The sequence below is a fragment of the Variovorax boronicumulans genome (assembly GCF_009811375.1).
Lineage (GTDB): Bacteria > Pseudomonadota > Gammaproteobacteria > Burkholderiales > Burkholderiaceae_C > Variovorax > Variovorax boronicumulans.
The window spans coordinates 1,506,481-1,529,578 of record NZ_BKDH01000001.1 but is presented as its reverse complement, the minus strand read 5'-3'; the positions used below and the strand labels follow the sequence as shown (position 1 = coordinate 1,529,578).

The window sequence follows — 23,098 nt, the reverse complement described above, 5'->3', positions numbered from 1 at the left end:
TCTTATGGGGCTAGCGATCGCGAAGGGCTTCTAGCAGGCCTTCGACCGGTTGCATGCGAATGTCCAGCTCGGCCCGCAACACGCTTTGCATGTCGCGGCCGAACACGTCCAGCCAGCCGGCGGCGGCGGTCGGTGGCGGCTGGGGGTTGTCGGGGGTGGTGTCCTGCGCGGCCTGATGGGCCTCGCGCAGGCGCTTGAAATGTTTCTCCAGCAGCGTGGGCACGGTCGCCAGCAGGCTGCGTTCGCGCGCGCCCACCACTTGTTCCAGGATGGCGTCCACCGCGGCCAGCCGGGCCAGCTCGGGCGAGCGGGTGGCGAGCCGGGCCCGCAGACGCGCGCGCAGCGGTTCGATGGCCGTTTCCATGGCCTGCTGCCGCGCGAAGTAGCGGCGGCGGTACGGCGGAAAGTCGTCGTTCGCGCCCGGCAGCACCGAGGCCACGCCGCCGTCGGCATTGCCCTTGGCCAGCGCAGCCTTCAGGCGCGCGCACTCCTGCGCCTCCTCGGCGCCCTCGGACGCCCGGACGCCGGACACGGCGACGCCCAGATCGGAATCCAAAGCTGCAGACAAGGAGATGGCGTCGGTCCAACTGAACCACTGACTCAAACGATCCGCGAGGGCTTGCCTGGATTCGGGAACGTCGATGTCGCTCAATTGAGCGAGCAAGCGAGTGAGCGCCGAGCCGGTGAAGCCTGTGCGCCGTGACACTTGCACCATACCGCGAGAGAGGGAGAAAACCGGGCAGTTTACACCGGTCAACTGGCGACTTTCCCTCTGTGAACTGGTGCACAGGAAGCGCGGGAGAAGTGAAACGGGGTGTGACAGGAGTCGAGGAAATCCGGGCCTTCCCGACCCGTTCCTTCTGCCCTTTTTTGGGCGGTCTATGAGCGATTTGGGCTGGCCGCGGTCGGGCTCGACGGGGGCCTTGCGATCGAAGGTGATGTCGACCCATCCGCCGGATGACGCGAGGCATACCCCGTCATCTGCTCCAGTTGCTTTTGTCGTTCGGCAATCGCCAGTTCTCGCGCGCGAGGGCCATACCGTCCGACCGAAAAAGCCTTGCTGACCGATTTCTCCGGGCTGACTCTGGTCATCGCGATCCACATCGGATTCTTCCCGCCCGGCTCCTCCCGAAAATACACCCCCGCCACACCACTCTTGTTGTCGCGCCGCACGCGCTGGGCGATCTCGCGCTTCAGCACCGGCAAGTGTTCGCGCACGAATTGATCCCGATGCGCCTGGGCATGCGCCAATGCACCCTCGCGACCGCCGTGGGTGTTGAAGTAGAACGCCTTGACCATGCGCACCTTGTTACGGCGAATATCGACGCTCCAATAGTCGTCGTAGCCGTAGATTCCGTACATGGGATTGGGGTTGGGGGTGCCTCTTGGCATGGATGCTCCGAAAGTTCGCGCCGCCTGTCGACCTCAATTGATTTGCGCGTTGCGCATCTCCAAGTGCTCGAAGTAGCTGCCAGTGAAGTCCACTTGTTCCCCGCGCAGGCCATCGGCCTGAACCGTGGTGCCCGTGCATCCCAGCACCGCGACATCGGACCAGTGCCCCCCATCGAAATTCAAGCCGTTCCACTGGCAGTTGTTGAACTGACAGGCACTGAGCCGACTTTGCTGGAACTGTGACTGCGAGAAGGTGCAGTTGGAGAACGTGCACCCAGAGATGGAAATGCCCTCGAAGTCACACGCGGTGAAGGTGCAGCCTGAGAACTGGCATCCAGTCCAGCCGGCCTGCTTGAACGTGCACGCAGCAAAGCTGGTGCCGGTGAAGACAGTGGTGGCGAACTGGGCGAGGTTCAGGTCCAGTCCGGCATAGGCATAGCTGTCGGCCATGCCGGCAAGACCTGCGGGGGCACCACCGGCGCCTTTGCGCCAGAGATTGTGGTTTTGGATGATCACTTGGGAGGGCATGGTCTTGGGCTCATTGATGGCAACACATCAAGACATTTGGAATTTCAATAAAAATCAGAATTGGCAAACAAGATGTTATTTCCAGCAGGATCTTTCAAATAAATCCACTCTCCGTATGGCTGAGAAACGTTTCTTATAACAAGATCACTGAAGCTCTTGAATATCAAGTCCTGCCAACCGAAAAACTCTTCATCCCAAGAAGAAATCAGACCGAATGCCACCACGGGAAGGTCCGCGTCATCGACCTCTTTGTAGGCGCGCAACAAAGAGTTGTTGTCACGAAAGTTCAGGACCAGAGACGGTGCGGAGCTGTGAGTCATTCTTGCGATTCTGAGTCCAGATCCATCAACATCATCAGTCGCAAGGGAAAATCCGAAATTCCTATAGAACTCAATGCTGCCCGGAATGTCGCTTGCATGAAGATGGATCAATACCCTAGCCATTTAAATCTCTCAACACCCCTTCGACACAGGACGACGGAATTCCCATCAGCAACACAGCCCCGATATCATTCACACTGAATGTCGCGCAAAATCGGAGGCCTTCCTAGCGATTTTTGAAAAATTCAAATCACAACTTCGTCAATATTAGATTTGAAATTTCATCGATTTCCTTGCTAGAAAACGAATCAACCGGATCGATCTCCGCACCATATGCAAGATCAATCTTAATATTAATACGCCTCCCCAAAAATCGGCAACGCAGCACATCTGCCTCTGCAATAGAAACCATCTCCTCAAGAAGAAGACCTTCGGCTTTTAATCGATCAATTGATTCTTCAACTTCCTCAATCGTAAGTGCATGGAATTCCCTCATCATAGGCGCCTCAGCTTGCAAGTTAATTCGCCATCAACGCGAAATCTCAGCCGACATCCTGATGGATGCTCCAACTCGAGATGTCGAAATTTAGATCGTCCTCGAAGCTCTCCGAGATTATTTCTATTAAATTTCCAGAAGGATCCATGATTCTCGCAAAATAGAACCCAGGAGTGCGTGCGAGCATATCAAACTCAATCCCTTTTTCTTTTAAGTTTCGGCAAAGGCTGGGAAAATTCTTCTCAATGAAAAACTCATAGAGCGACTCTTTATCTTTTCTACCCCCTCCTTTAGAAAAATTTGAATATTTAAAGCAAATTGCCAAATTTGAATGATTCGGCACTCGCAGGATATTCAATTCCAAATCTCGTTCATAACCCAGAATGCCTTCATAGAAATCATTCATCCTATCGAGCATTCCTTTTTCCCGGAGCATCGGAATATGAATAGTGAATGGTTTCGTCATCTTCCGTATCGTCCTTTTGCTTTGGGGCGAGAGCTTTCTTTCGACTATCTCTAGCAGCCACGGCCGCACACTGATTGTCTCTGCATGTCATGCCGCTGGCCCTACTCCGCACCTCTCCATCGAAGCGCCCAAAAGCTTGAGTCACGGAATTTCGATACTTCCTAACATCCTGAATTCGTTGCGCAAGAAATTGAGGCACATAGACGCAGCAGAGGCTTCCACCGCAGCTTGCATCCCCTCAGAACCACGTGTTCCCGCCCCTCGGATCGATAACAGATTCACCCCATTTAATTCAAACCAAGGAGGCCAATAGGGACGAAAAATCTTCCGTCAATTTTTCGACATTTCCATAAAATTCATTGCCTGCATTTTCCGCCTCGATTTCGTGTCTCCAAAGATATATTCCGGAGAACCCACCATGCCCTCCGACAAACATCAAAATCAAATCCCCGCCAACCGTTCCTCCAATAGGAATCGAATTTGACGGTATTCGATTTTCATACCCGACAAGCTTCGATCGAATGGTTTGAGAGATATTTTTTGGACCATCAACAGCAAAAAATTCGCTCAGTGAAATCTTTTTTCCATTCAAAACAAATTCATTTCTATCTGGCACCCCGCCGTTAACCGTAGACAAAAATTCTCGATAATCTTCTGGCAAACGGCCAAAATCGGCTTCAAGTTCATTTATTTCAGCCTCGCTCGCCGGCCCTATTTTCGATGCGGCAAGAAGCTCTTTTTTAAGAGATTTTTTATACGGAATTCCAAGTTTTTCAAACTTTGAAAGTTCAGCCTCACTGAGGCCCAGCGATTTAAAATTGACCATGAATTATCTCCTGGTACCACAAACAGCGGCACCTCCGGTGTGCCGAACCGCGTCATGAATATCGGCGGGAATAAGCTGGAGGCGCCCATCATACTGCGTATGATGCCAGCGGTAGCCTGGCGGCGCTTTTGATCCAAATCCGTTATTTGCACCAAATGCTGCATCATTTGCAGCCCTGAAGTCTGCATCGTCGTTATTGAAACTTCCAACATTCACTTTTTTCACCGCATATCTGGAAAAATCGGGAAACCCCAACATATTAAACGGGACGCCATGCGGATACTTGCCACGAACACTGGCCGGCAGATCGGAGCCGGTCATGGTTTTGCCCGCGAAACAGTAATTAAGCGGCCTTCTGCCGTTCACTGGACGGACGTGTGCTCCTGCGTGTGTCGGTGCTCCTGTTTGCGGTCGGCGCGGCTTTAATCCAAGCGGGTCAAGCCATTCAACTGGGTTTTTCGTATATGCGTAAAAATTCGAATCCCCGAAAAATCCAATCGGATCACTCGATACAAACCTCCCACTGTGCGGATCGTAGTAGCGATACCGGTTGTAGTGCAGCTCCGTTTCCTCGTCGAAATACTGCCCTTGGAACCGAATCGGATTCGTGATCCCCGCGACCCCTGCCGCCTTGCTGATCGCCTGCTTCGCCTCGCCCCAGGCCTTGTAGTTCGCGCTCCAGCAGACCTGGCCTTCCGAGTCGGTCAACTCCTGTGGCGTGCCCAAGTGGTCGCACTGATAGAAAGCGATCTCTTCAGGCCTGAACGGCTCGGCGCTGGCTTGCTGCAGCCCCTGTCCGCTCCACAACGGGTCCTGCTCGATGTCGTAGGCCCCGCCGTTGGCCTGCATCAGCGCCTTCACGTCGGTGGTGGGGCTCAGCTGAAGGAAGCGCTGTCTGCGCACCTGCACCAGCGGCACGAAGCTGTCCTTCTCGTGGACGTAGTGCACGGTGTGCGCCTGCTCTCGGGCCCTGGGGTCCAGCGGCGTTGCGCTTTCGTAGGCGAGGTTGTCGCCGTCCCAACCGAAGAGGGTCTCTCTCGATCCGCTTGTCTTGGCAATGCGCCGGCCCATCGGGTCGTAGCGGAAGGTCGTGGTGCCCTCCTCGCTCTTTGCGCTGACCATGCGGTTGAAGCCGTCCCAGCTGAAGAGGGTCTTCCGCCCGTTCTTCGTCCGTTCGGTGAGGTTGCCGTGCGCATCGTATTTGTAGCGCGTGCCGGCGTACTCTTTGAGCAGGTTGTCCAACAGCTTGCCGGGGGCCACGCCCTGTTCGCGCGCGAGTGCTGCCGTGCCGGGCTCCTTCAGTACCGGGTCGGCGATGTTGCCAGCAGGGTCGAATGCGAACACTTCCTTGCCCAGTTGGCTCTGGGCTTCGAGCAATCTCCCGACCGGGTCGTAGCGGTAGTCCAGGCGCCCGCGCCGGCTGTCGCCGATGCCGGTGAGCTGGCCGGCTTTGTCGTAGCGGTAGCTGCGACGGATGCCGACGGCGGTGGTGCTTGTGGTGCCAGGGGCTGGTTTCGTGTGGGTGATCTGCTGCTCGAGCAACCGTCCGGCGGGGTCGTAGGTTTGCGTCTGGGCCAGGCCGTTGTGCTGCTGGCGGCCGACTTCACGGTGGAGGTCGTCGCGCTCCAGGCTCAGGATGTCCTGGCCGTCGAGCAGCAGGCCGTGCACGTGGCCGCTGCCGTAGGTGAGCCACTCCTGGGTGTGGCCGTCGGGGCGGGTGCTGCCGACTCTCTGGTTGAGTTCGTTGTAGCGGTGCTGCCAGATGGCGGTGTGCCCCCTGGCGAGATCGGCGTGGTGCTCACGGGTGAGGTTGCCGGCGGGGTCGTAGAACCACTGGAGCTTGGCGTCCTGGTTCCGGGCTTCGACAAGGCGGCCGTTGCCGTCGTAGGCGAAGATTTCGGCTTGGGCTGCGGCCTCGCGTTCGACAAGTCGACCCAAGGGGTCGAAGGCGAGTCGGGTGACCTGCCCTGCTTCTGCCACTTCGGTGAGCACGCCGCTGGTTGCTTCGTAGCGGTACTGGGTCACCTTGCCGTCGAAGCCGGTTTCTTCGAGCAGGCGACCGACGGGGTCGTACTTGAAGCTGTAGTGGCTGCGGTTCTCGTTGTCGAGCTGAGTGAGGCGCCCCAGTTTGTCCCATTGGTAGCTCAGCGTGTGGCCTGCAGCGTCAGTGCGCCCAGCGATGAGTCCCGCATCGGCGTAGCGGTAATGGGTGCTGCGCGCCAAGGCGTCGGTGTGCGTCAGCAGGCGGCCTTCGGCGTCGTGGGCCAAGCGCTCGCTGGTCTGATCGGGGTGGGTCACTTCTTCGAGCTGACCCGGGTGATTGGCACCCGCCTGGGCTGCCGTCAGCGTTTGCTCGTCGAGCGTGGTGTAGCGGTACCTGGTGACCTGGCCGGCGGCGTCGGTGCTTTGGGCAAGGCGGCCTTGAGGGTCGTAGGTCCAGGTGGTCGTCTTGCCCGAGCAGTCGGTGTAGCTGGCGAGTTCGCCTGTCGGGGTGTAAGCGAGCTTCTTGACACCGCCCTTGGCGTCCGTGATCTGCACCGGCCGCCCGGCCTTGTCGTAGGCGTACTGGGTCTTGTGGCCGAGCGGGTCGGTTTCCTCGGTGAGGTGACCCTGCGGGTTGTAGTCGTGCCGCCAGGCGCCGCCTTCGGCATCGCGCACGCCGGTCAGGCGGCTGAGCTTGTCGTACTCGAAGTGGACCTGGCTGCCATCGGCCTGCGTGTGGGTTTGCAGGTTGCCGGCGTCGTCGTAGACGTAGTCGTCGGTCGTGCCGTCCGCGTGCACATGACGGGTGATGTTCTTGGCATCGTCGCGGAAGAACCATTCCTCGTTCTCGTCTGGGTGGATGACGCGGTAGGTGTAGCCGAGGATGTCGTAGTAGATCCACGTTTCCTGGCCCAACGCATCGGTCACATAGGTCAGGCGGATGTTCTCGTCCCACTCCAGGCGGGTGTCGAAGCTGCCGTCGTCCGCCCATTCACGAATTGCCTTGGCCTGCGCCCCCGTGCCGTCGTAGGCCAGGTTCATGCCGCGGCCCGTGCGGTCGGTGTAGCGGGTGATGAGGTGGTGGCTGTACCGGTAGGCCCAGGCGGCGCCGTTCTCGTCCTGCGCCGCGACCAGATCGCCCGCTTCGTCGTGCGTGTACGCGGCGAGTTGGCGAACGACCTGCCCGTCTTTCAGCTCCCACACGGATTCGATGCGCCCCGAGATCGCATGCGGCCGGATGCCGACATGCGCGAGCGTGACGTCGCCCTGCTTGCTGACGACATCGCTCAGCACCTGCTCGCCGGAAGGCAATGCATGGTCGTAGCGCAGGCCGATCGCGGCGCCGTCCTTGGCATGTTGAGCCACCAGGCGGAAGTGCTGCGTGCCTTGGGTGGCGGCCTTGCTGCTGACCGTGTCGACGAGTTCGTAGCTCTCGCGCCAGTCGGCCGGCTCGCCGGCGGGCAACGGCTTGCCGAAGTCGAGCACCAGCAGCGTGTCGCTCAAACGCGTGGCACTGAATTCCTCGATGGCGTTGCGATGGCTTTGGCCCACGGCCAGCCAGGGGATGTCGTGGCTGCGACCGTCGGCGGCACGGTAGACCAGTGCGCGTCGCCCTCTGGACTCGACGACGTCGATGCGCGTCGTGTACGGGATCAGCCAGCGCGCACCGAAGCTGCCCTGGTCATAGGCGTCGAGGTCGCTGCTGTAGGTGCGATTCCATTCGATGGGCAGCGTGGCCGGCAACACGAAATCCGTGTGGGTGAAGCTCTCGCTTCCTGTGGCGAAGCTGATGGACTTGCGGGTCTTGGCCTTGGCAGCACCCTGCTTGCAACAGTTGCCGCTGCCGGTGGCGCCAGCCTGGGTGTTCACGGCGCCGAGTTCGTGACCCGGCCTGGCCGCCTGCGCCTGGGTACCCCTGGTTGGCGGCACCACAGCGGCACGCTTGGCCTTGAATTTCTTCACAGCGGCAAACAGGCGTTTGAGCAGCCACATGATCGAGCGCTCGGTCTCGGCGCTAGCCAGCGCCATCAACTTGGCTCGCAGCGCTCCCTTGAAGTCGGTCAGGCTGCCGATGACGATGTTGACCACCGCCTTGGCCTTATCGGGCAGGCGTGCGGCCGCCACTTTGACGGCGTAGTTGGCCGCCTGTTTGGCATAGCGGTCCGCTGCGGCGAGCATGCGGTTCCACATGCTCTCCTTCTTCGGGTTGTAGGTGTTCCTCTCCGGCTTGGGACCCGCAATCTTGAACAGGTCTTCGCCACCGGTGCAGCGACGCAGCACGCTGATGAGGTCGTCGACGACGCCATCGGCCTTGTCCGCGCAATTGTTCAGGATGCCCGAGAGCTTGCTCATCGCACCGTCGACAAACTTCTCGATCTCGCCGGCGATCTTGTCGTTGAGGTGCATCACCAGCACGGAGATCAACGCGTCGCCGATGTTGGAGGCGCTGTGCTTGAGTTGCTGTTTGACGAGGTGCAGCGCCGGGCGCAGGCTCATGCGGGCAGCCGCCATGCTCGGCGGTGCGGGAATGATGCCGATCAGGTTGATGCCCAGGTTGACCCACGCAAGGAAATCAACAGCCTCTTTCTTGATGAATCGTCCGCTGATCAGGACGATGTCCATGATCACGTCGATCAACGCCATGATGTTGCCGATGACAGGCAAGCTGCCGGCCACGGTGCTCAAGCGTTCCAGCGTGACGTAGTCGTTGCTGATGTCGCGCAACCACTTGTCGAAGCGCGCCGCGCCGGCACCGATGTCCTGCGGCGCGATGGCGTTGAGCGGCGCGACTGCGGTCTGCTTCTCGCGCGGCTTGGTTTCCTGCGGTCCCTGCGTTGCCATTTTTTGTGCTTCCTCGATCTGATTTGTTCTCTTCAGGCCCTCGCAACCGGCCGGCCTGTGTCGCCATCAACCTGCGAAGCCGGGCGTTCTGCCGGTCATGGCTATCGCAGGGTTCGCGCCGCCCAAGGACGGCAGGCTGGGCAATGCGCCAGGCAGCTTGGGAACGACCGACGCCACCGCACCGCTCACGCTGCTCTGCGCCGCGGCAGCTGCACCCGCCAGCCCGCCATTCATGCCACCGGCCACCACACTGCCGGCCACGCCTGCTGCAGGCGCACCCATCGGGCCGAGCGCGCCGCCAACGGCCTTGCCAATAGCCTGGGTCGCTGCGCCAGAGGCCAACTGCCCCACTTGTCCCAGCAATGCCTGCGCGCCGCCTTGCTGCACGGCCTGGACCGCCACTACGGCTTGTTGCACCGTTCCGGCCATCTGGCCGATCTGTCCCAACGCGCCCTTGGCCCCGCCCAGAACGCCCTTGGCCGACAGCAGGCTCGCTGCAGGCAAGGCCCCTGCATCGCCTGCAGGGCTCGTCGTCGATTTCTCGTCCAGCGGCTTGGGTGGCCATTCGTGCGGTGGCCCGAAGTAACTGCCCTCGTCCCAGGGATCGCGCGGGTCCGGACCAAAAGTGATCTTGGCGCCACCGATCGGCAAGCCCGACACCGTCGCGAAACCTTTGGCATCGAGGTTGCCGCTGTGGGTACCGCCTTCCGAATCCACCACGGTGTACTCGCCCTGCTTCACGGCCTGTCGCGGCGTGCCATCGCTCTTGATGTAGTGGTTGTGCAGATCCAGTTGCCCTTTCGGCAGCTGAGTCGGCTCCGGCAGCTTGGGCGACCCTTTGCTGTTGGGACCGACCAGGCTGTGCACGGCCGCATGCTCGCGCCAGATGCCATTGGTGCCACTCTCGATGCCGCTCGCGTTCCAGCGCGTGTAGCTGGTGCCGCCATTGACCAGGACCTCTTCCTTGGCAGTGATGGTGATGCGATTGGCCTCCATCTTGATGTCGAGCTTGGCGATGACATTGATGCAACTCTTGAGGGCCGTGATATCGATGTCCGCCGCTGCCGCCACCAGGCGAATGCCTTTCTCGAAGGCTGCAATGCGCACCGCGTCCTTGGCACTGACCAGCAAGCTCTTGCCCGCCGCAATGCTGGTGTGCGCCCCACTGGTGATCGCGTGGTGCTCGGTGCTCACCAGGTGCATCGAGCCCCCCGTGGTGGCCTCGATCCCCGAAGGGCTGGCCAGCACCACATGCGGCTCGTTGAGCTCGGGGAACTCGCCCTCGGCCTTGTTGCCGCCGCCAGAGCCCTTGATCGCATCGTTCTGCGCCTTCAGGCTTTGGGTCACTTCGTCCTGGTCCCCGGCCTCGTGTGCCTTGGCCTGCTGCGCCGCTTCGCTCAAGCCCTCGTGCAGCTCCCGTCCCTGGGTCAGGCGCTGCACCGTCTCGCCCATGTCGGTGATGTGGGCCTGCGCATTGGCACGCGCCTCGGTGCTGATCAGCAATCCGTCCTGGGCCCGGATCGCACCGTGACCGTCCGTGCGCAGCTCGAAGCCCTGGCCCCGGGCGTCCTTGCGTCCTGCGTTGTCTTCGATGCGCGTGATGTGCCCCAGGCTCAGCGAGCTGCTGTCGTGGTCGCTCTTGAGCTGTGCCTGGATCTTGCCTTCGGTGTCGTCCAGCAGCAGGTGGTTGCTCTTGCCGCCGGCCTCGTTGCCGCTGGCGCCTGCGAGTTCACGGCTTCTGAGCCCCATGAGGGCCTTTTGTTCGGGCAGCTTCCACGGCGGCATGCGCTGCGCGTTGTAGACCACACCCATGACGATCGGGTGGTCGGGGTTGCCGTCCAGGCATTGCACGATGACTTCCGAGCCGACGCGGGGCGTGGAGACGGCGCCCGTCTCGCCACCCGCCCAGGGGCTCATCACACGCACCCAGGCGGAGCTACGTTCGTCGCTCTGGCCTTCGCGGTCCCAGTGAAATTGCACCCGGATACGGCCGTACTCGTCGGTGTGGATGCTGCCTTCGGCGGACGGCCCCACCACGGTCGCTGTCTGCGGCGCCATGACGCGCTGCTCCACGCTGTGAAAGCCTCGACCGGGGCGCCACGGGACGAAGCGGCGGCTGCAGGTGAATCGGTTGCTGTATTGGGCGAGCTCGCCTGCGCCTTGCAGGTAGTTGTTGCTCGCGCTGTGCTCGATCTCCAGGATCAGGAATTCGCTCTCGGGGCCTGCACCCTGGGTGCGCCCGAAGTGATCGGTGAGGCGAAAGTAGCGCCCGGGCAGTACTTGCCGGTTGTTGCCGCGCGCATCGAAGTGCTTCGCAACTGCTTCGATCTCTTCGACGCGCCGCTTGGCAAGCGCATCGCCTTCGCGGCTGGTCTTGAAGTGCCGGTGGCCGCCGTATTCGTGCACTTCCAGCTGAGGGACGTCGCCTTGCTGGTTGCCGCTGGGGGTATCGGCGTGCTGGGCTCGCGGGTTCTTGAAGTCGAAGGCGCTGACGGCCGTGTGCCCGGACACGAGGGTGCGTGCAGCACTCCACTGGTGGATGGCATCTTCTTCCTGGGCGCCACCTTCGCGCTGGAAGCGGATGTCGGGCGTCGCCCCGTCCACGGCTTCGGCCAGTGTGGTGTCGTCTGCGAGAACGAGGGTGTGGCCTTGGGCTGTATGTTCGTACCAGTAGCTGTAGCCGGCGGCTTCCCAGCGCCGGTGCAGGTAGTTGTGGTCGCTCTCGCCTTGGGCACCGCCGCCTTGGGCGGCCATGGTGATGGGGAGGTCTTCGCTGCGGACTTGCCACTTCCATTGAGGCAAGGTGTCGTAGTCGTTGAAGATGGCCTGAGTCTGCTCTTGCAGGTTCTGGCGGTGGAACAGGCGGTTGTTCGAGCGCAGGCGCAGGTATCTCAACCACGGACCAAGTCGGGCTTCGTAGAAGGCAAGGTTGCCGTCGGTCTTGACGAGACGGAAGGCGAAGACGATGCCGGTGAAGTGGCGCAGGCTGCCGTCCGCACGCACGAGATCGATGCACAGCATCTTGCCCTGCAGATCCTTGAGCGCCAGGTCGGCATTGCTCGAGAGCAGTTCGGCCGTGTATTCGAAGTCGCGCGACACGCCTTCGCTGGCCTCCAACCGATTGATGACCAGCCGCGCACCCGCAGGTTCGCCGCCCTGGGGAAACGACAGGCGCAGCAGCCGGTCGTGCTGGCGGTCGAGAAGTGCCCCTCCGCTCTGGATACCTTCGGCCATTTGGCTCTACTCCCTTACAAGAAAACTGGTTGAAGACCGCCGCCATCGGGTGGTGGCCTGCTGGTATCTGCCATGCTCGTCACAACGCCTCAGATCGCACAGGTCGTGATGAGGGCCTTTCGTTCCTTCGCAGGTCTCATGCTTGCGATGCGCCCCGCGACCTTCTGGCATTCGGCAAGATTTGGCTTGTCTGGTGTGGCATCGTTTTGATCTATGGTTTTCACAGCACGCAGGTAATCACTTGCTGTCTCCTGCCATTTTTCTTTGGGCCAGCCAGCAATGGCACTGAACACCGCTCTCTCACCCCTTGCCCAAATCGGATCCCCTCTTGTTTTTGGCGCGACCGCAGCGACGAGATCTATGGCGCGCATTCCTCCCACGCACCACCCGAACCGTCCTTTCGCCCGCTCCAGGATGGCCTGGGCAATATCCATCCGGCGCTGGCTCAGGGCATAGACAAAAAGATGTTGCAGCGCCTCCTCTCCAACCCGAAAGGGAGGGGCCCGATGCTTGGCGAGCACGTCAAGCATTTCCGTCCGCAGGGGCTTCTGAACCTCCTCCTCGGCGCCGACGGCTCGCAACTGATCGACTCGGCGCAGGTCGATCGGCGGCATCAGCCATGGCGTGAGATCGTCCCGCTGCGCGAGCCGCACCACGCAGTGGGGCTGCTCCAGGTCAGGTGAATCGCCCCGCCAGGATGGGCGCTCGCTCGCAGACGCCTGCGCTTCGATCTGGGTCAGGTAGTGGTTCATCACGCGCCATGCGTTGGCAGTGAACGCTTCGCCGAGCAAGCCGGTGTAAGCCAGGTCGCCAGGACCTTCCTCCACTCGGCACTGGGTTGAATGGAACCGCCCCTGAAGGTGTGACGGTATGGTGCTGTACAGGGACAAGCAAGCTTGCCCGGCATCAGACAGTGCGCCGAGGTCGTCAGCATCGATTGCTTTGCGGATCTTCGACGTCTGCAGCTCAAAGGCAGCCTCCCACGGTGCGATCTCCACTGCATCTTGCATGAGTCTTTCTGCAGCGAACTGCTCTGATGCCCGCTTGTTGCCGATCCCCCAGGCCTGAAACAAGGCGATGGCCGCAACGAATGCGACAGCCGCCCACCTGGCCTTGACGTTGAGAGCCGCAACGACGCCGAGGCAGATGCCATACGCGATGGCAGCCATGCCGGCCCACAGCAGCCCATCGTAGGTGTCGGGAATTTGCACACCGCGCACCCCGCCGATGGCACCGAGCCCGTAGTAGAGGCGGTACCCGATCCAGAGCCCGCAGAGCACTGGGCCGACAACAATCAGCGCGACTGCGATCAGTGCGAGCGTGCCCCGCCGACACACCCCAGATCGGACACCGTTCTTCTTGCATTCGTTCTCACCGCGCTGATCGGACATTCGCAGCCTTCTCGCGCCTCAACGTGGCAGCTTGATGTTGGAGCCTTCCAGCTTCAAGCTGCGGCCTAACCTCTTTAGGTCGGTCATCCCGCTTTGCTTGAACTCCTTGATCTGAGCTCCGCTCATATTCACGGACTTTGTGAAACTCACATCGTCCAGTTCCAACACCTCCGCGCGAGTGTTCGTGAAATCAGCTTCCCCAATCTCCACCTTCCTGAGTACAAGATTTTTAGTATTGAGATGCTGAGATTGCAGTTGGGGAATCTTGCTATCGCGAATCAAAATAGATTGACTGACGTTCGAGGTGCGGGTCGGATCCTTAAGAGAAAATCCGCCTGCGATCGTGACCCCGTCGGTGCCGTTACCTCCTCGTATCGAGCCTACGCCGAAGATCGTTCCCTCAATCGCGATGGTCCTGATCCCACCTGCAAAGGCCTCGAACACATCCATACCGTTGCCTGTGATCTTGCTGTCTCGCACAGTAAGACTTTTGGCTTTCTTGACGTAGCCAAGGATCACGCCGGCAGTCACTCGCTCCATCAGGATGTCGCCGTTGACCGTCGCGCTTGTCATGTTGAAAGTGCCTTCGATGAGAGTGTCGCGGATGGTGAGGGATTGGAAGTCTGCGGGCACCATGCTGAAGTCGCCACGCAGCTTGCAGCCTTCGATCAACACGTCGGCGAAGACTCCGCCCGACTCCTTGCTTCGGGGGGTGCACTTCATATCTTCAAACTCGCATTGCCGAAGCGTGAGCTTTGCGTGTCCTTCAATGACAAAGTACTTTGCTGTGCAGCCAATGAATTCCGCTTCGCCATCGCTGCCGACGCCTCCCCAATGATTCCGATCGGGATTGGTGCCAACGAACCGACAAGACTCAAAAACAAGAACCGTACTCTTTTCGCCGGCATACCCTATGGAACCGTCCGTCCATGCGCATCGCAAGAAGTGAACGCGGTTGGTTTTGCCGTACCCAAAGATGCCAGAGAACCGACAGTCTTCATACCGCACGTCCGTGGAGTTTCCAATCTTGATCTGATACGCACCGACGAAGTCGCAGTTCTTGAACAGGATGTGATTCCAGTCAACGTACTGAAAACTCTCACCGCTGATCTCCGCGCCCTCAATGGTGAGTAAGGCGTCTCCGATTTCCTTTTTTCGAAGCTCTGGGTCCTTGAGGTAGTGAAAGATCTTTCCAAACTCGCGGATGTTCTTTTTGGACGTAGCCATGTTGCAAGCGGTCAAGAGTGGGCTTGAGGAAATGAACAGCGCAGGAAGCGCAGTCAGAGCGGATCGACGATTCATTGAGTAGGAGATCACTTGGGTCTGATTGCATCGAGCGGCGGTGGATATCCCATGGCGGGGAAGTGGTCGGCCAGGAAATACCAATCCGGCACCTCCCCCTTCTCTCCTCCGACACGGCCAAGACCGGCCATCGTTCTCCCTGCGTTCGTGCTCACCACAGCGATCGGAAAAACCCATGGATCGGTGCATTGCATGTGCAGGGCCCAGTCTTCGCCTGCTTTCATCGGTTCAGGCTTTCGCAGCCCCACCTCACAGAAGGTCGCCTGGATGCGCCGGAATGCCGAATCGGCCTGCTTGCCCACGACACCTGTTGCAAAGGCTCTTGAGAGTGCCGCCATTCCTTCGTTGCTGACCGTCGCGTTGCCGGGAGAGCCAAGCGTGTCCAGCTTTGTGTCAACGCGATGCCATTTGCGAACGTCGTTCTTCTCGGAATCCTTTCCGCCCTCAAACACCCACAGTGTCAAGCTCACGATGCAGTTGAGCTTTTTCATCTGTCGACTCAGTCGAAGCGGGATCTGCGTGTTGCCCATCGCGAACTGAGGAATGTCGCCAAACTCGAGCGGCTTGTCGATGTTGCCCTTCGCCGGCAGGCCGCTCATTACATGCAGGTAGTCCAGCGCCACGCACAGCCTTGGCTTCTCGTTGTATGCCTTACCGTCCTCGATGCGGCAGCGGCGCGTACTGACCTGGTTGATCTTGCCTGTGGCCGGCTCCAGCAAGGTGCCCGCAGGTGGCCGCCCTGTCCATGCGCTGAGCTCACCATCCAGGTTCTGATAGCCAATCGGACCACCGCAACTGCTGACGATCAGGGCCGTCTGCGTATCGGCGGGAACGGTCTGCACCTCGTGAATCCCCGGGTCCTTGGCCGATACGACCTGGATGTAGGGCTTGGTATCCGGCCCGTCGCTTTGCCACTCGACCTGATAGACGCCGCTGCGATGGCTATGGCCTGACAAATGCCAGTCGACCTGTGCACCACCCTTGGGTCTGCGCCGGCCCGCGCGCACGTAGTGTTCAAAGTAGTGGGCAAGCCCTCGCTCGCAGGTCCCCACATTGACGTGGTTGAAACCCGCGGGCTCATCCGGCAGGCCGGTGGCGCTGTTGTGCGGCCACAAGCGCGCCTTGACCAACCTCTTCTTCACGTTGCTGTACGGCTGTGGCTCATCAAAGCTCACGATGGTGAAGTGGCTGGCTACCGTAAGGCTTGTTTTGCTGCCGGCAGCCTTGTACTTTTGAGCCTGGGAGAGCAACTCGAATTGCGCTGTGCTCCACGACTCTGTGGCACGCGGCAAGATGCCCGCGCCTTGCCTGTCAACACCGCCGAAGTCTTCCATATGTGGCAATTTGGCGGGGTCGACCAGTTCGCCCAGATTCTTGAAGTTTTCGTCGGTGCCCCAACCCATCGGCGCAATGACCTGGAGGGTTCCTGCCGCACTGTCATCGTCGCTCTGGGCACCATAGGCGACCACCACATCGGCCAACGGCGTGAACAGCGCGTAGAACCAATCGAACTGACCACTGTGGAAATTGAATCCCGTCAGAGCCTGCCCGTAGGTTGGACCATATGCCAGGCAGGCTTCGTAGATGGTCATGTTGTGGTCACGACTCATCCCTTCATTGGCTTTGCCGCGGGTCCAGTCGCTGGCCGCTTCGATCTGCTTGCGGTGCTCTGCAAGTTCGCTGCCGTCCAGGGTGCCGCGTGCCGTCTTGAGCGCCTTCGAGAGACCTTCGTTGAGGCCACCCAGCCTGTCCTCGGCAGCGCGGGCGACCTGCTCGACACCTTCTACGCCCCGACCTGCCGCCTCGCTTGGAGAAACGCCGGTGGCTGATTTGAACCAGCCAGATACCTTGTCGACGACGGTCCCCGCTCGATCGCGCAAGGCACCGCCACTGCCAGTGACCGCGGCCCTGGCAATCTCGCTGCGTTTCGCGGGGTCGGCCGCGGTTTCCAGCACGCCGAGCTTGAATGCCCAGTTGGCCATGTCTCCGGCCTCCACCCGCGCACTGATGCCGTAGGGCACCTGGTACGCCTCATGGTTGCCGCTGGTCATGAAGATGGGCAGGCTGTACTTGCGGTACATCTCACGGACCAGGCTGAACACGAGCATGTCGTCCAGCCCGCGCGGGTACAGCCTCTTGCCGGTGGCCGGGTCATCGATGTTCGCCAGCAGGTTGAAGCTTTTCCATTGCTCGCCGATGGCCTTGTTGCCCGTCGCTTTTCCTGCAGCGACCTGCGCCGGGTTGAGGTTGCGGTTGAAATCGATCAGGTCGCCGGTGAGCAGCACCGCATCGGCCTTCTCGATCTTGTCGCCACCCAAAGCCATCTTCTCGAACAACGCGCGCAGCGCATCGAAGCTGTTGCACACCTTGGTGCCGACTGGCGTGTTCCATTTCACGTCGGCCACATCGCCTTCGAGCACCTGAGCCATGCTCTTGCCCATCGCGGTATGGCGAACATTCACGTGCACGTCGGACAGGTGGCCCAGCTTCAACGGACGCGCGGGCATGTACTTCACGGGGTGCCAGCTTTGCAGGCGTTTGCCTGCACCGGTTTCTTGCGGCGGCAACTGGTTGGCCGTGGTGCGGGCGCCCTTGGACAGGTCGAACTCGTGGAGGTTCGCGAAGTGAAAAGGGTCCTTGGTGGATTGCTCGCGCAGGAACTTGGCAATCATCAGGTCCTGCGGCTCGGCGTGCGTGGCGTTGGGCAGGAGCTGCTTGCCGGCGTCGTTGAGCTTGACCATCCAGGCAAAGCTCATGAAGCTGCCCGAATTGATGCCCTGGAACGGCGCGGCCTTCAGATCGATCTCGATCTCGTAGATGTCCCCGCCTTGCAGATCCTTGTAGACCTGGGCCGCCATCGGTGCGATGGTGGCAAAAGGCCGCCGATGGCGATCCTTGATGAGTACCCCCGCTCCGAAGAGGCCGACCCGCCAGGCCTTGATGTGCTGCGGAGCCGTTGCACAGGTATTGCCATCGCCAAACAGCGTGCCGGTGGTCGTGTCGGTCTGGGTGCCCTTCTCCTTGATGGAGTAAAGCCGCAAATGGCGGTCGACGAAGACATGCAGGTTGGGCGCAGGCGCGGGGACGAGGCCGCCTGCACCCGAGGCCGCCTTCAAGCTCGACTCGCCGACGATGAAGATGCTGCACTTGGTCTGCCCTTCTTTGAGCAGCAACGGCGTTCCCAGGCTCGGATAAAGGATGAGCGCCGATTTGTCGACCGGGTCACTGCAATCACAAACGCCCGGGATGCGGTTCTTGGCGGATTGCGCGTTGGCAGCGCTGCTGCCGAGGTTGGGAACGGTGGCCATGATTCAGCGAACTTCGGTGCGCGGGATGTGAAAGGGGTGTGCGGATACGGCAGCGAGACGTCGTTGGCGCAGGGGTTCGAGCAGTGCGTGCGAATGCAGCGCAAGCACCTGCGGCGCCTCTTCGACCAGGTCTTGCCATACCGCGTTGTCGATGTCCGCGATGGCGGCACCGAGGCCCCGCTCGCCGGTTGCCGCCGCGGCAAGGATGGGTTGCAGTGCCTGTGCATCGGCAATGTCGGGGTGCAGGCGCAACCCCATGGCCAGCAACATGTATTGATCGGCCCAGTCCTCCAAGCCAAGACGCCGGGCATCGTCACGCAACTGATGCGCCAGGCGGTGTTGCAACGCCGGCGCCATGTGATCGAGTTCACCGGGCTCGATGTCGTTTTCACGCACGGAAGCGAGCATGGTTTCTGCCGTGTTGAGTTGGTCGAGTGCCAGCAGCAGCGTCTGGTCAAGCGGCAGCGGCTCGGCGCGCGGGGCTGCCCTGTTGAAACTGGGCCCCTGCATCAAGCGCGGTGAGAAATCGGCACGCCAAGCGGCCCACCAACGAAATGCCTGCATGAATTGCTGGCGATCCGCTGCAGGCCAGCAGCCGGGCATGTCCAGCCCGATGCGTGGGTCAAACCAACGCAGCACGGCACCGCAGGATTCGTCGCCTTCGATCATCGGGTCCGGCGGAATCAGGCCTTCCAACCAGCTTCTCATGTGGTTCGCCAGATCGCCCAACGCCAGGGGTGAGGCCACCATGCTCAACGCATGATGAACGCCCGCATGCAGGGCCAGCGTCTCCAGCAGAGTGCCCGAAGGCTGTACCGGAAACCGGATCAGCCATGGCCCCTGATCGGCCAGTTCGGATTCGGGCGTGCCTTCAAACAAGCGCTCCACCTCCAGCCCATGCGTTTGGACACCGAGGGCAATGGCCCCGCGATCGGCCATCTCGCACTGGCCGAGTTCGACCAACGCATAGCGCGGCATGCTCGCACTGCAGGCCAGCAGCACACCCATGTCATGCACCAGTGTCTGCGCGACTTCCTTGTTGAACGCCGCGGGCTCGTGCGGCTGCAGACCGCCGTCGACCGGCGTCGCTTGTTGGGTTGGATACGCTGACACGGTCACTGCCGAGGTGCCACTGCGGCAGCGCGCGCTGCAGCCTTTGCCATGCACTCTTTGCACACGGCTTGAGGTAAATGCATCTCCGGCACCGGCAGGTTCTTAGGGCCCGTCGTGATGTGGGAAGCCGCGTGCTCGCGCCAGATGCCCTTGGTGCCGTTCTCGATGCCTGCTCCGTTCCAATGGGTGTAGCTGGCACCGCCGTTGATGATCACTTCTTCCTTGGCCGTGATCGTGATCTTGTTGGCTTCGGCCTTGACGTCCAGTTTGGCCAGGATGTTGATGTTGTCCTTCAGGGCCTGGATGTCGATGTCGGAATTGGCGGCGATGAGCCGCATGCCTTTCTCGAAGGCTGCGATGCGCACCGCGTCCTTGGCACTGACCAGCAAGCTCTTGCCCGCCGCAATGCTGGTGTGCGCCCCGCTGGTGATCGCATGGTGCTCGGTGCTCACCAGATGAATCGAACCACCCGTGGTGGCCTCGATCCCCGAAGGGCTGGCCAGCACCACATGCGGCTCGTTGAGTTCGGGGAACTCGCCCTCGGCCTTGTTGCCGCTGCCCGAGCCCTTGATCGCATCGTTCTGCGCCTTCAGGCTTTGGGTCACCTCGTCCTGGTCGCCGGCCTCGTGTGCCTTGGCCTGTTGCGCCGCTTCGCTCAAGCCCTCGTGCAGCTCCCGTCCCTGGGTCAGGCGCTGCACCGTCTCGCCCATGTCGGTGATGTGAGCCTGCGCGTTGGCACGCGCCTCGGTGCTGATCAGGAGCCCGTCCTGGGCCCGGATGGCGCCGTGGCCGTCCGTGCGCAGCTCGAAGCCCTGGCCTCGGGCGTCCTTGCGTCCGGTGTTGTCTTCGATGCGCGTGATGTGCCCCAGGCTCAGGGAGCTGCTGTCATGGTCGCTCTTGAGCTGTGCCTGGATCTTGCCTTCGGTGTCGTCCAGCAGCAGGTGGTTGCTCTTGCCGCCGGCCTCGTTACCGCTGGCGCCTGCGAGTTCACGGCTTCTGAGTCCGGTCAGGGCCTTTTGCTCGGGCAGCTTCCACGGCGGCATGCGCTGCGCGTTGTAGACCACACCCATGACGATCGGGTGGTCGGGGTTGCCGTCCAGGCATTGCACGATGACTTCCGAGCCGACGCGGGGCGTGGAGACGGCGCCCGTCTCTCCACCCGCCCAGGGGCTCATCACACGCACCCAAGCGGAGCTGCGTTCGTCGCTCTGGCCTTCGCGGTCCCAGTGAAATTGCACCCGGATACGGCCGTACTCGTCGGTGTGGATGCTGCCCTCGGCGGACGGCCCCACCACGGTCGCCGTCTGTGGCGCCATCACGCGCTGCTCCGTGCTGTGAAAGCCGCGACCGGGGCGCCAGGGAACGAAGCGGCGGCTGCAGACGAAACTGTTCCTGTACTCGGCCCGCGACCCCTTGGTTTTGTCCTCCGCGGTGGCGGGCTCCTGCAGGTAGTTGTTGCTCGCGCGATGCTCCACCGAAAGGACGAGGAATTCGCTTTCAGAGCTTTCGCCTTGCGTGCGTCCGAAGTGGTCGGTCAACCGGAACCAGCGCCCGGGCAGCACGAATCGATTGTTGCCCTGCGCCTCGAAGCGTTTGGCCTTCGCCTCGATCTCGCCGATGCGCCGACGTGCCACACCTTCGCCTTCGAGCGACGTCTTGAAGTGACGCGCGCCACCGTACTCATGCACCTCCAGGTGAGGCACATCCCCCTGCTGGTTGTTACTGGGCATAGAGGCATGCTGCGGACGCGCGTTCTTGAAGTCGAAGGCGCTGACGGCTGCTTGCGCCGAGACCAGCTCGCGCACCGCACTCCACTGGCCGATGCCATCCTCTTCTTGCGCGCCACCTTCGTCCTGGAACCGAATCTCCGGCACCGAACCGTCCACGGCCTTGGCAAGCGTGCTGTCGTCGCATACATGCAGGATGTGACCCTCGGCCGAATGCTCGTACCAGTAGCTGTAGCCCGCCGCCTCCCAGCGCCGGTGCAGGTAGTTATGGTCGGTCTCACCACCAGCCCCGCCGCCCTGCACGGCCATCGTGTGAGGTGCGTCGTCGCCGCGAACGAGCCACTCCCATTGGGGCAGCACGCCGTAGTCGCCGAAGATGGCCTCGGTCTGCGCGCGCAGCGTCTGGCGATGGAAGAGGCGATTGTTCGCGCGCAGCCGCAGGTACTTCAACCACGGGCCGAGCCTGGCTTCATAGAAGGCCAGGTTGCCGTCCGTGCGCACGAGCCGGAACTCGAAGACGATGCCGGTGAAATAGCGAAGCGTTCCGTCGGGGCGCACCAGCTCGATGCAAAGCATCTTGCCCTGCAGGTCCTTGAGTGCCAGATCGGCATTGCTGCTCAGGAGCCCGACCGTGAAATCGAAGTCGCGCGACAGGCCTTCGGACGCAGAGAGTGTGTTGACCACGAGGTCGCCACCTGCGGGCTCCCCGCCCTGGGGGAACGACAGTCGCAGCAGCCGGTTGTGCTGCCGGTCGGCGACAAGCTCCGCGAGATGAGGGCTCGACGGGTCGCTCATCGGATGCGACCGTGCAAGAACAATCTCGCCACGATGTGGTTCACGCGGACTCCCCCTTTTGATTCTTTTTTCAAGAAAGGCGCGCAATCACGCGCCTTTCTCAATTGCATCCAAATACATCAGGCACGCTCCCTACCTGATCATGTGAAGGTTAATTTTCTTTCTATTTGATCTCTATTTTCTCACGCGTGCCAGAGGAGTTTGCGCTGGAGAACTGAGAGTAATCCATTCGTTTTCCAATCGAGCAACGGGCTGCCTCCGATTTAAATGACGCCTTGTTAAGGTGTGAGATCAAACCGATGGCAATTCATGGAAATGAAAAATAAATTGAGCCAAAAGTTCAAACTTTCTAATTCGCCGAATTTGTAAAAGCGGGGCGTGTTGGTAGCGACAGCTGTACACGACCTCGATGCGCACGAGAACGTGTTGCGCAAGGGGGCGCTCCACACTTTCAACGCGTTTTGCAATGCGAACTGCTGCCAGTGGCGCGCCGGCAAGCACGCGGGGGAAGTCCACCGAATACCCAGAACAGGTGAGTGTGCTTGTTTACATTTGTCGTAAGAATGAATACTTTCAATTCCCAGTAGCCGAAGAGCCGCAGAGCTTGGTCAGGGTGGGATCTGGACAGCACGGTCACTCTGACAAATGTCGTCGACTCATTCGGTTTCCGCCTGCCCCTGCCACCTTCAGGACATGGACCGCCAGCCGCGCAGAGGGTGGATGCGCCTGCTGCCCTGGCTGCGCCTGTACCGTTGCTCGAGCTGCAGCAGGATGCGGCTCCTGTCCAAGCAGAAGGTGGACAGCGCCCGCCTCCTGCACGCGGCCCAGGTGCGCGCACGCGGGGGCTGAGGGCGTCGGCTCCGATTTCCCTGCTATCATTTTTTTGTTCGCGCGCCATGCGCGAACCGGGCCGAGGACGACCTCGGTCTTGCACCTTCACCTTGCAAGGGACGGCCCTTTCCTGACTTCTCGCGAAGTTTCGACATGGCCGCACTGCTCCCTTCCTGGCGCCTCGCCGCGCAACGCTTCTTCTCCCGTTTCCGCCTTCCTCGCGCTCGCGCTCGCGCCACCGTGCCGGACGCCTTCCGGCTGACGCTCGGCGCCGTGCGCCTGCACGTGCGCACGGGCGCGACCCGGCTGTCCTACCGCGCCGAATGCCCGCGCGCACGCGCCGCATCGGGGGCCGCGCGATGAACGGTCTTGATCTGCACTGGCCCGCGCTGACCATGGCGGTGGCCCTGGCCTACGCTGCATGGCATGCGCGCCGCGAAGGCTGCGAACCGCGCGACGTGAAGGCCCTGTGGACCGCGAGCGGGCTGAGCCTCGCCGGCAGCGGCCTCTTGGCCCTGGCTTCCCTCTTGATGTCGGAGTGACAA

The 23,098-nt window shown here is 61.1% G+C and carries 17 protein-coding genes; 2 read left to right on the top strand and 15 right to left on the bottom strand.

Annotated features, from left to right (window positions below; all coding sequences use genetic code 11):
* Window positions 1-10: 10 nt before the first annotated feature.
* From VHAB30_RS06945 to VHAB30_RS06875, 15 genes are all read right to left on the bottom strand, one after another.
* The gene (locus VHAB30_RS06945) at window positions 11-715 is read right to left on the bottom strand and encodes a DUF3348 domain-containing protein (RefSeq protein ID WP_159278293.1); all 705 of its coding nucleotides are present in this window, start codon (window positions 713-715) and stop codon (window positions 11-13) included.
* 164 nt (window positions 716-879) lie between these two features.
* Entirely contained in the window at window positions 880-1,362 is a 483-nt protein-coding gene (locus tag VHAB30_RS06940; RefSeq protein WP_159276294.1) for a hypothetical protein, read from the bottom strand.
* 63 nt (window positions 1,363-1,425) lie between these two features.
* Complete coding sequence (locus VHAB30_RS06935; RefSeq protein ID WP_159276293.1) at window positions 1,426-1,920, bottom strand: pentapeptide repeat-containing protein; 495 nt, start codon at window positions 1,918-1,920, stop codon at window positions 1,426-1,428.
* A 44-nt stretch (window positions 1,921-1,964) separates the two neighbouring features.
* Window positions 1,965-2,240, bottom strand: coding sequence for a VOC family protein (locus VHAB30_RS06930; protein ID WP_159276292.1), 276 nt, complete (start codon window positions 2,238-2,240; stop codon window positions 1,965-1,967).
* 250 nt (window positions 2,241-2,490) lie between these two features.
* Window positions 2,491-2,757, bottom strand: coding sequence for a hypothetical protein (locus VHAB30_RS06925; protein WP_159276291.1), 267 nt, complete (start codon window positions 2,755-2,757; stop codon window positions 2,491-2,493).
* A gap of 25 nt (window positions 2,758-2,782) precedes the next feature.
* Window positions 2,783-3,202 carry a VOC family protein gene (locus VHAB30_RS06920; protein ID WP_159276290.1) on the bottom strand — a complete coding sequence of 140 codons (420 nt, stop codon included), beginning with the start codon at window positions 3,200-3,202 and terminating at the stop codon, window positions 2,783-2,785.
* A 292-nt stretch (window positions 3,203-3,494) separates the two neighbouring features.
* Window positions 3,495-4,028 (bottom strand): SMI1/KNR4 family protein, encoded by a 534-nt coding sequence (locus VHAB30_RS06915; RefSeq protein WP_159276289.1) that lies wholly within the window; start codon window positions 4,026-4,028, stop codon window positions 3,495-3,497.
* A gap of 3 nt (window positions 4,029-4,031) precedes the next feature.
* Complete coding sequence (locus VHAB30_RS06910; protein ID WP_159276288.1) at window positions 4,032-8,852, bottom strand: RHS repeat-associated core domain-containing protein; 4,821 nt, start codon at window positions 8,850-8,852, stop codon at window positions 4,032-4,034.
* A 66-nt stretch (window positions 8,853-8,918) separates the two neighbouring features.
* A complete protein-coding gene (locus tag VHAB30_RS06905; protein WP_216850699.1) occupies window positions 8,919-12,086 on the bottom strand; it encodes a type VI secretion system Vgr family protein in 3,168 nt (1,055 codons plus the stop codon).
* 89 nt (window positions 12,087-12,175) lie between these two features.
* The gene (locus tag VHAB30_RS06900) at window positions 12,176-13,477 is read right to left on the bottom strand and encodes a hypothetical protein (protein WP_159276287.1); all 1,302 of its coding nucleotides are present in this window, start codon (window positions 13,475-13,477) and stop codon (window positions 12,176-12,178) included.
* 18 nt (window positions 13,478-13,495) lie between these two features.
* Complete coding sequence (locus tag VHAB30_RS06895) at window positions 13,496-14,704, bottom strand: hypothetical protein (RefSeq protein ID WP_159276286.1); 1,209 nt, start codon at window positions 14,702-14,704, stop codon at window positions 13,496-13,498.
* An 86-nt stretch (window positions 14,705-14,790) separates the two neighbouring features.
* Window positions 14,791-18,087 (bottom strand): metallophosphoesterase, encoded by a 3,297-nt coding sequence (locus VHAB30_RS06890; protein WP_159276285.1) that lies wholly within the window; start codon window positions 18,085-18,087, stop codon window positions 14,791-14,793.
* A gap of 3 nt (window positions 18,088-18,090) precedes the next feature.
* On the bottom strand, window positions 18,091-19,095 hold the full coding sequence (locus VHAB30_RS06885; protein WP_159276284.1) for a DUF4123 domain-containing protein: 1,005 nt from the start codon (window positions 19,093-19,095) through the stop codon (window positions 18,091-18,093).
* A 107-nt stretch (window positions 19,096-19,202) separates the two neighbouring features.
* Complete coding sequence (locus VHAB30_RS06880) at window positions 19,203-21,722, bottom strand: type VI secretion system Vgr family protein (RefSeq protein ID WP_159276283.1); 2,520 nt, start codon at window positions 21,720-21,722, stop codon at window positions 19,203-19,205.
* A 291-nt stretch (window positions 21,723-22,013) separates the two neighbouring features.
* Window positions 22,014-22,238, bottom strand: a complete 225-nt coding sequence (locus tag VHAB30_RS06875; RefSeq protein ID WP_159276282.1) for a hypothetical protein — start codon at window positions 22,236-22,238, stop codon at window positions 22,014-22,016.
* A gap of 468 nt (window positions 22,239-22,706) precedes the next feature.
* On the opposite strand from VHAB30_RS06875, the gene VHAB30_RS06870 reads away from it, so the two are divergent.
* Together VHAB30_RS06870 and VHAB30_RS06865 are read left to right on the top strand one after the other, a co-directional pair.
* A complete protein-coding gene (locus VHAB30_RS06870) occupies window positions 22,707-22,916 on the top strand; it encodes a hypothetical protein (RefSeq protein WP_159276281.1) in 210 nt (69 codons plus the stop codon).
* Window positions 22,913-23,095, top strand: coding sequence for a hypothetical protein (locus tag VHAB30_RS06865; RefSeq protein WP_159276280.1), 183 nt, complete (start codon window positions 22,913-22,915; stop codon window positions 23,093-23,095). Before VHAB30_RS06870 ends, VHAB30_RS06865 begins: the two co-directional genes overlap by 4 nt.
* The last annotated feature ends 3 nt before the right edge of the window (window positions 23,096-23,098 follow it).

What these genes read in the sequence shown, in the direction of transcription:
- VHAB30_RS06945 (WP_159278293.1), bottom strand. Translation starts at nt 715, where the DNA reads ATGGTGCAAGTGTCACGGCGCACAGGCTTCACCGGCTCGGCGCTCACT.
- VHAB30_RS06940 (WP_159276294.1), bottom strand. Translation starts at nt 1,362, where the DNA reads ATGTACGGAATCTACGGCTACGACGACTATTGGAGCGTCGATATTCGC.
- VHAB30_RS06935 (WP_159276293.1), bottom strand. Translation starts at nt 1,920, where the DNA reads ATGCCCTCCCAAGTGATCATCCAAAACCACAATCTCTGGCGCAAAGGC.
- VHAB30_RS06930 (WP_159276292.1), bottom strand. Translation starts at nt 2,240, where the DNA reads ATGACTCACAGCTCCGCACCGTCTCTGGTCCTGAACTTTCGTGACAAC.
- VHAB30_RS06920 (WP_159276290.1), bottom strand. Translation starts at nt 3,202, where the DNA reads ATGACGAAACCATTCACTATTCATATTCCGATGCTCCGGGAAAAAGGA.
- VHAB30_RS06915 (WP_159276289.1), bottom strand. Translation starts at nt 4,028, where the DNA reads ATGGTCAATTTTAAATCGCTGGGCCTCAGTGAGGCTGAACTTTCAAAG.
- VHAB30_RS06910 (WP_159276288.1), bottom strand. Translation starts at nt 8,852, where the DNA reads ATGGCAACGCAGGGACCGCAGGAAACCAAGCCGCGCGAGAAGCAGACC.
- VHAB30_RS06905 (WP_216850699.1), bottom strand. Translation starts at nt 12,086, where the DNA reads ATGGCCGAAGGTATCCAGAGCGGAGGGGCACTTCTCGACCGCCAGCAC.
- VHAB30_RS06900 (WP_159276287.1), bottom strand. Translation starts at nt 13,477, where the DNA reads ATGTCCGATCAGCGCGGTGAGAACGAATGCAAGAAGAACGGTGTCCGA.
- VHAB30_RS06895 (WP_159276286.1), bottom strand. Translation starts at nt 14,704, where the DNA reads ATGGCTACGTCCAAAAAGAACATCCGCGAGTTTGGAAAGATCTTTCAC.
- VHAB30_RS06890 (WP_159276285.1), bottom strand. Translation starts at nt 18,087, where the DNA reads ATGGCCACCGTTCCCAACCTCGGCAGCAGCGCTGCCAACGCGCAATCC.
- VHAB30_RS06885 (WP_159276284.1), bottom strand. Translation starts at nt 19,095, where the DNA reads ATGGGTGTGCTGCTGGCCTGCAGTGCGAGCATGCCGCGCTATGCGTTG.
- VHAB30_RS06880 (WP_159276283.1), bottom strand. Translation starts at nt 21,722, where the DNA reads ATGAGCGACCCGTCGAGCCCTCATCTCGCGGAGCTTGTCGCCGACCGG.
- VHAB30_RS06870 (WP_159276281.1), top strand. Translation starts at nt 22,707, where the DNA reads ATGGCCGCACTGCTCCCTTCCTGGCGCCTCGCCGCGCAACGCTTCTTC.
- VHAB30_RS06865 (WP_159276280.1), top strand. Translation starts at nt 22,913, where the DNA reads ATGAACGGTCTTGATCTGCACTGGCCCGCGCTGACCATGGCGGTGGCC.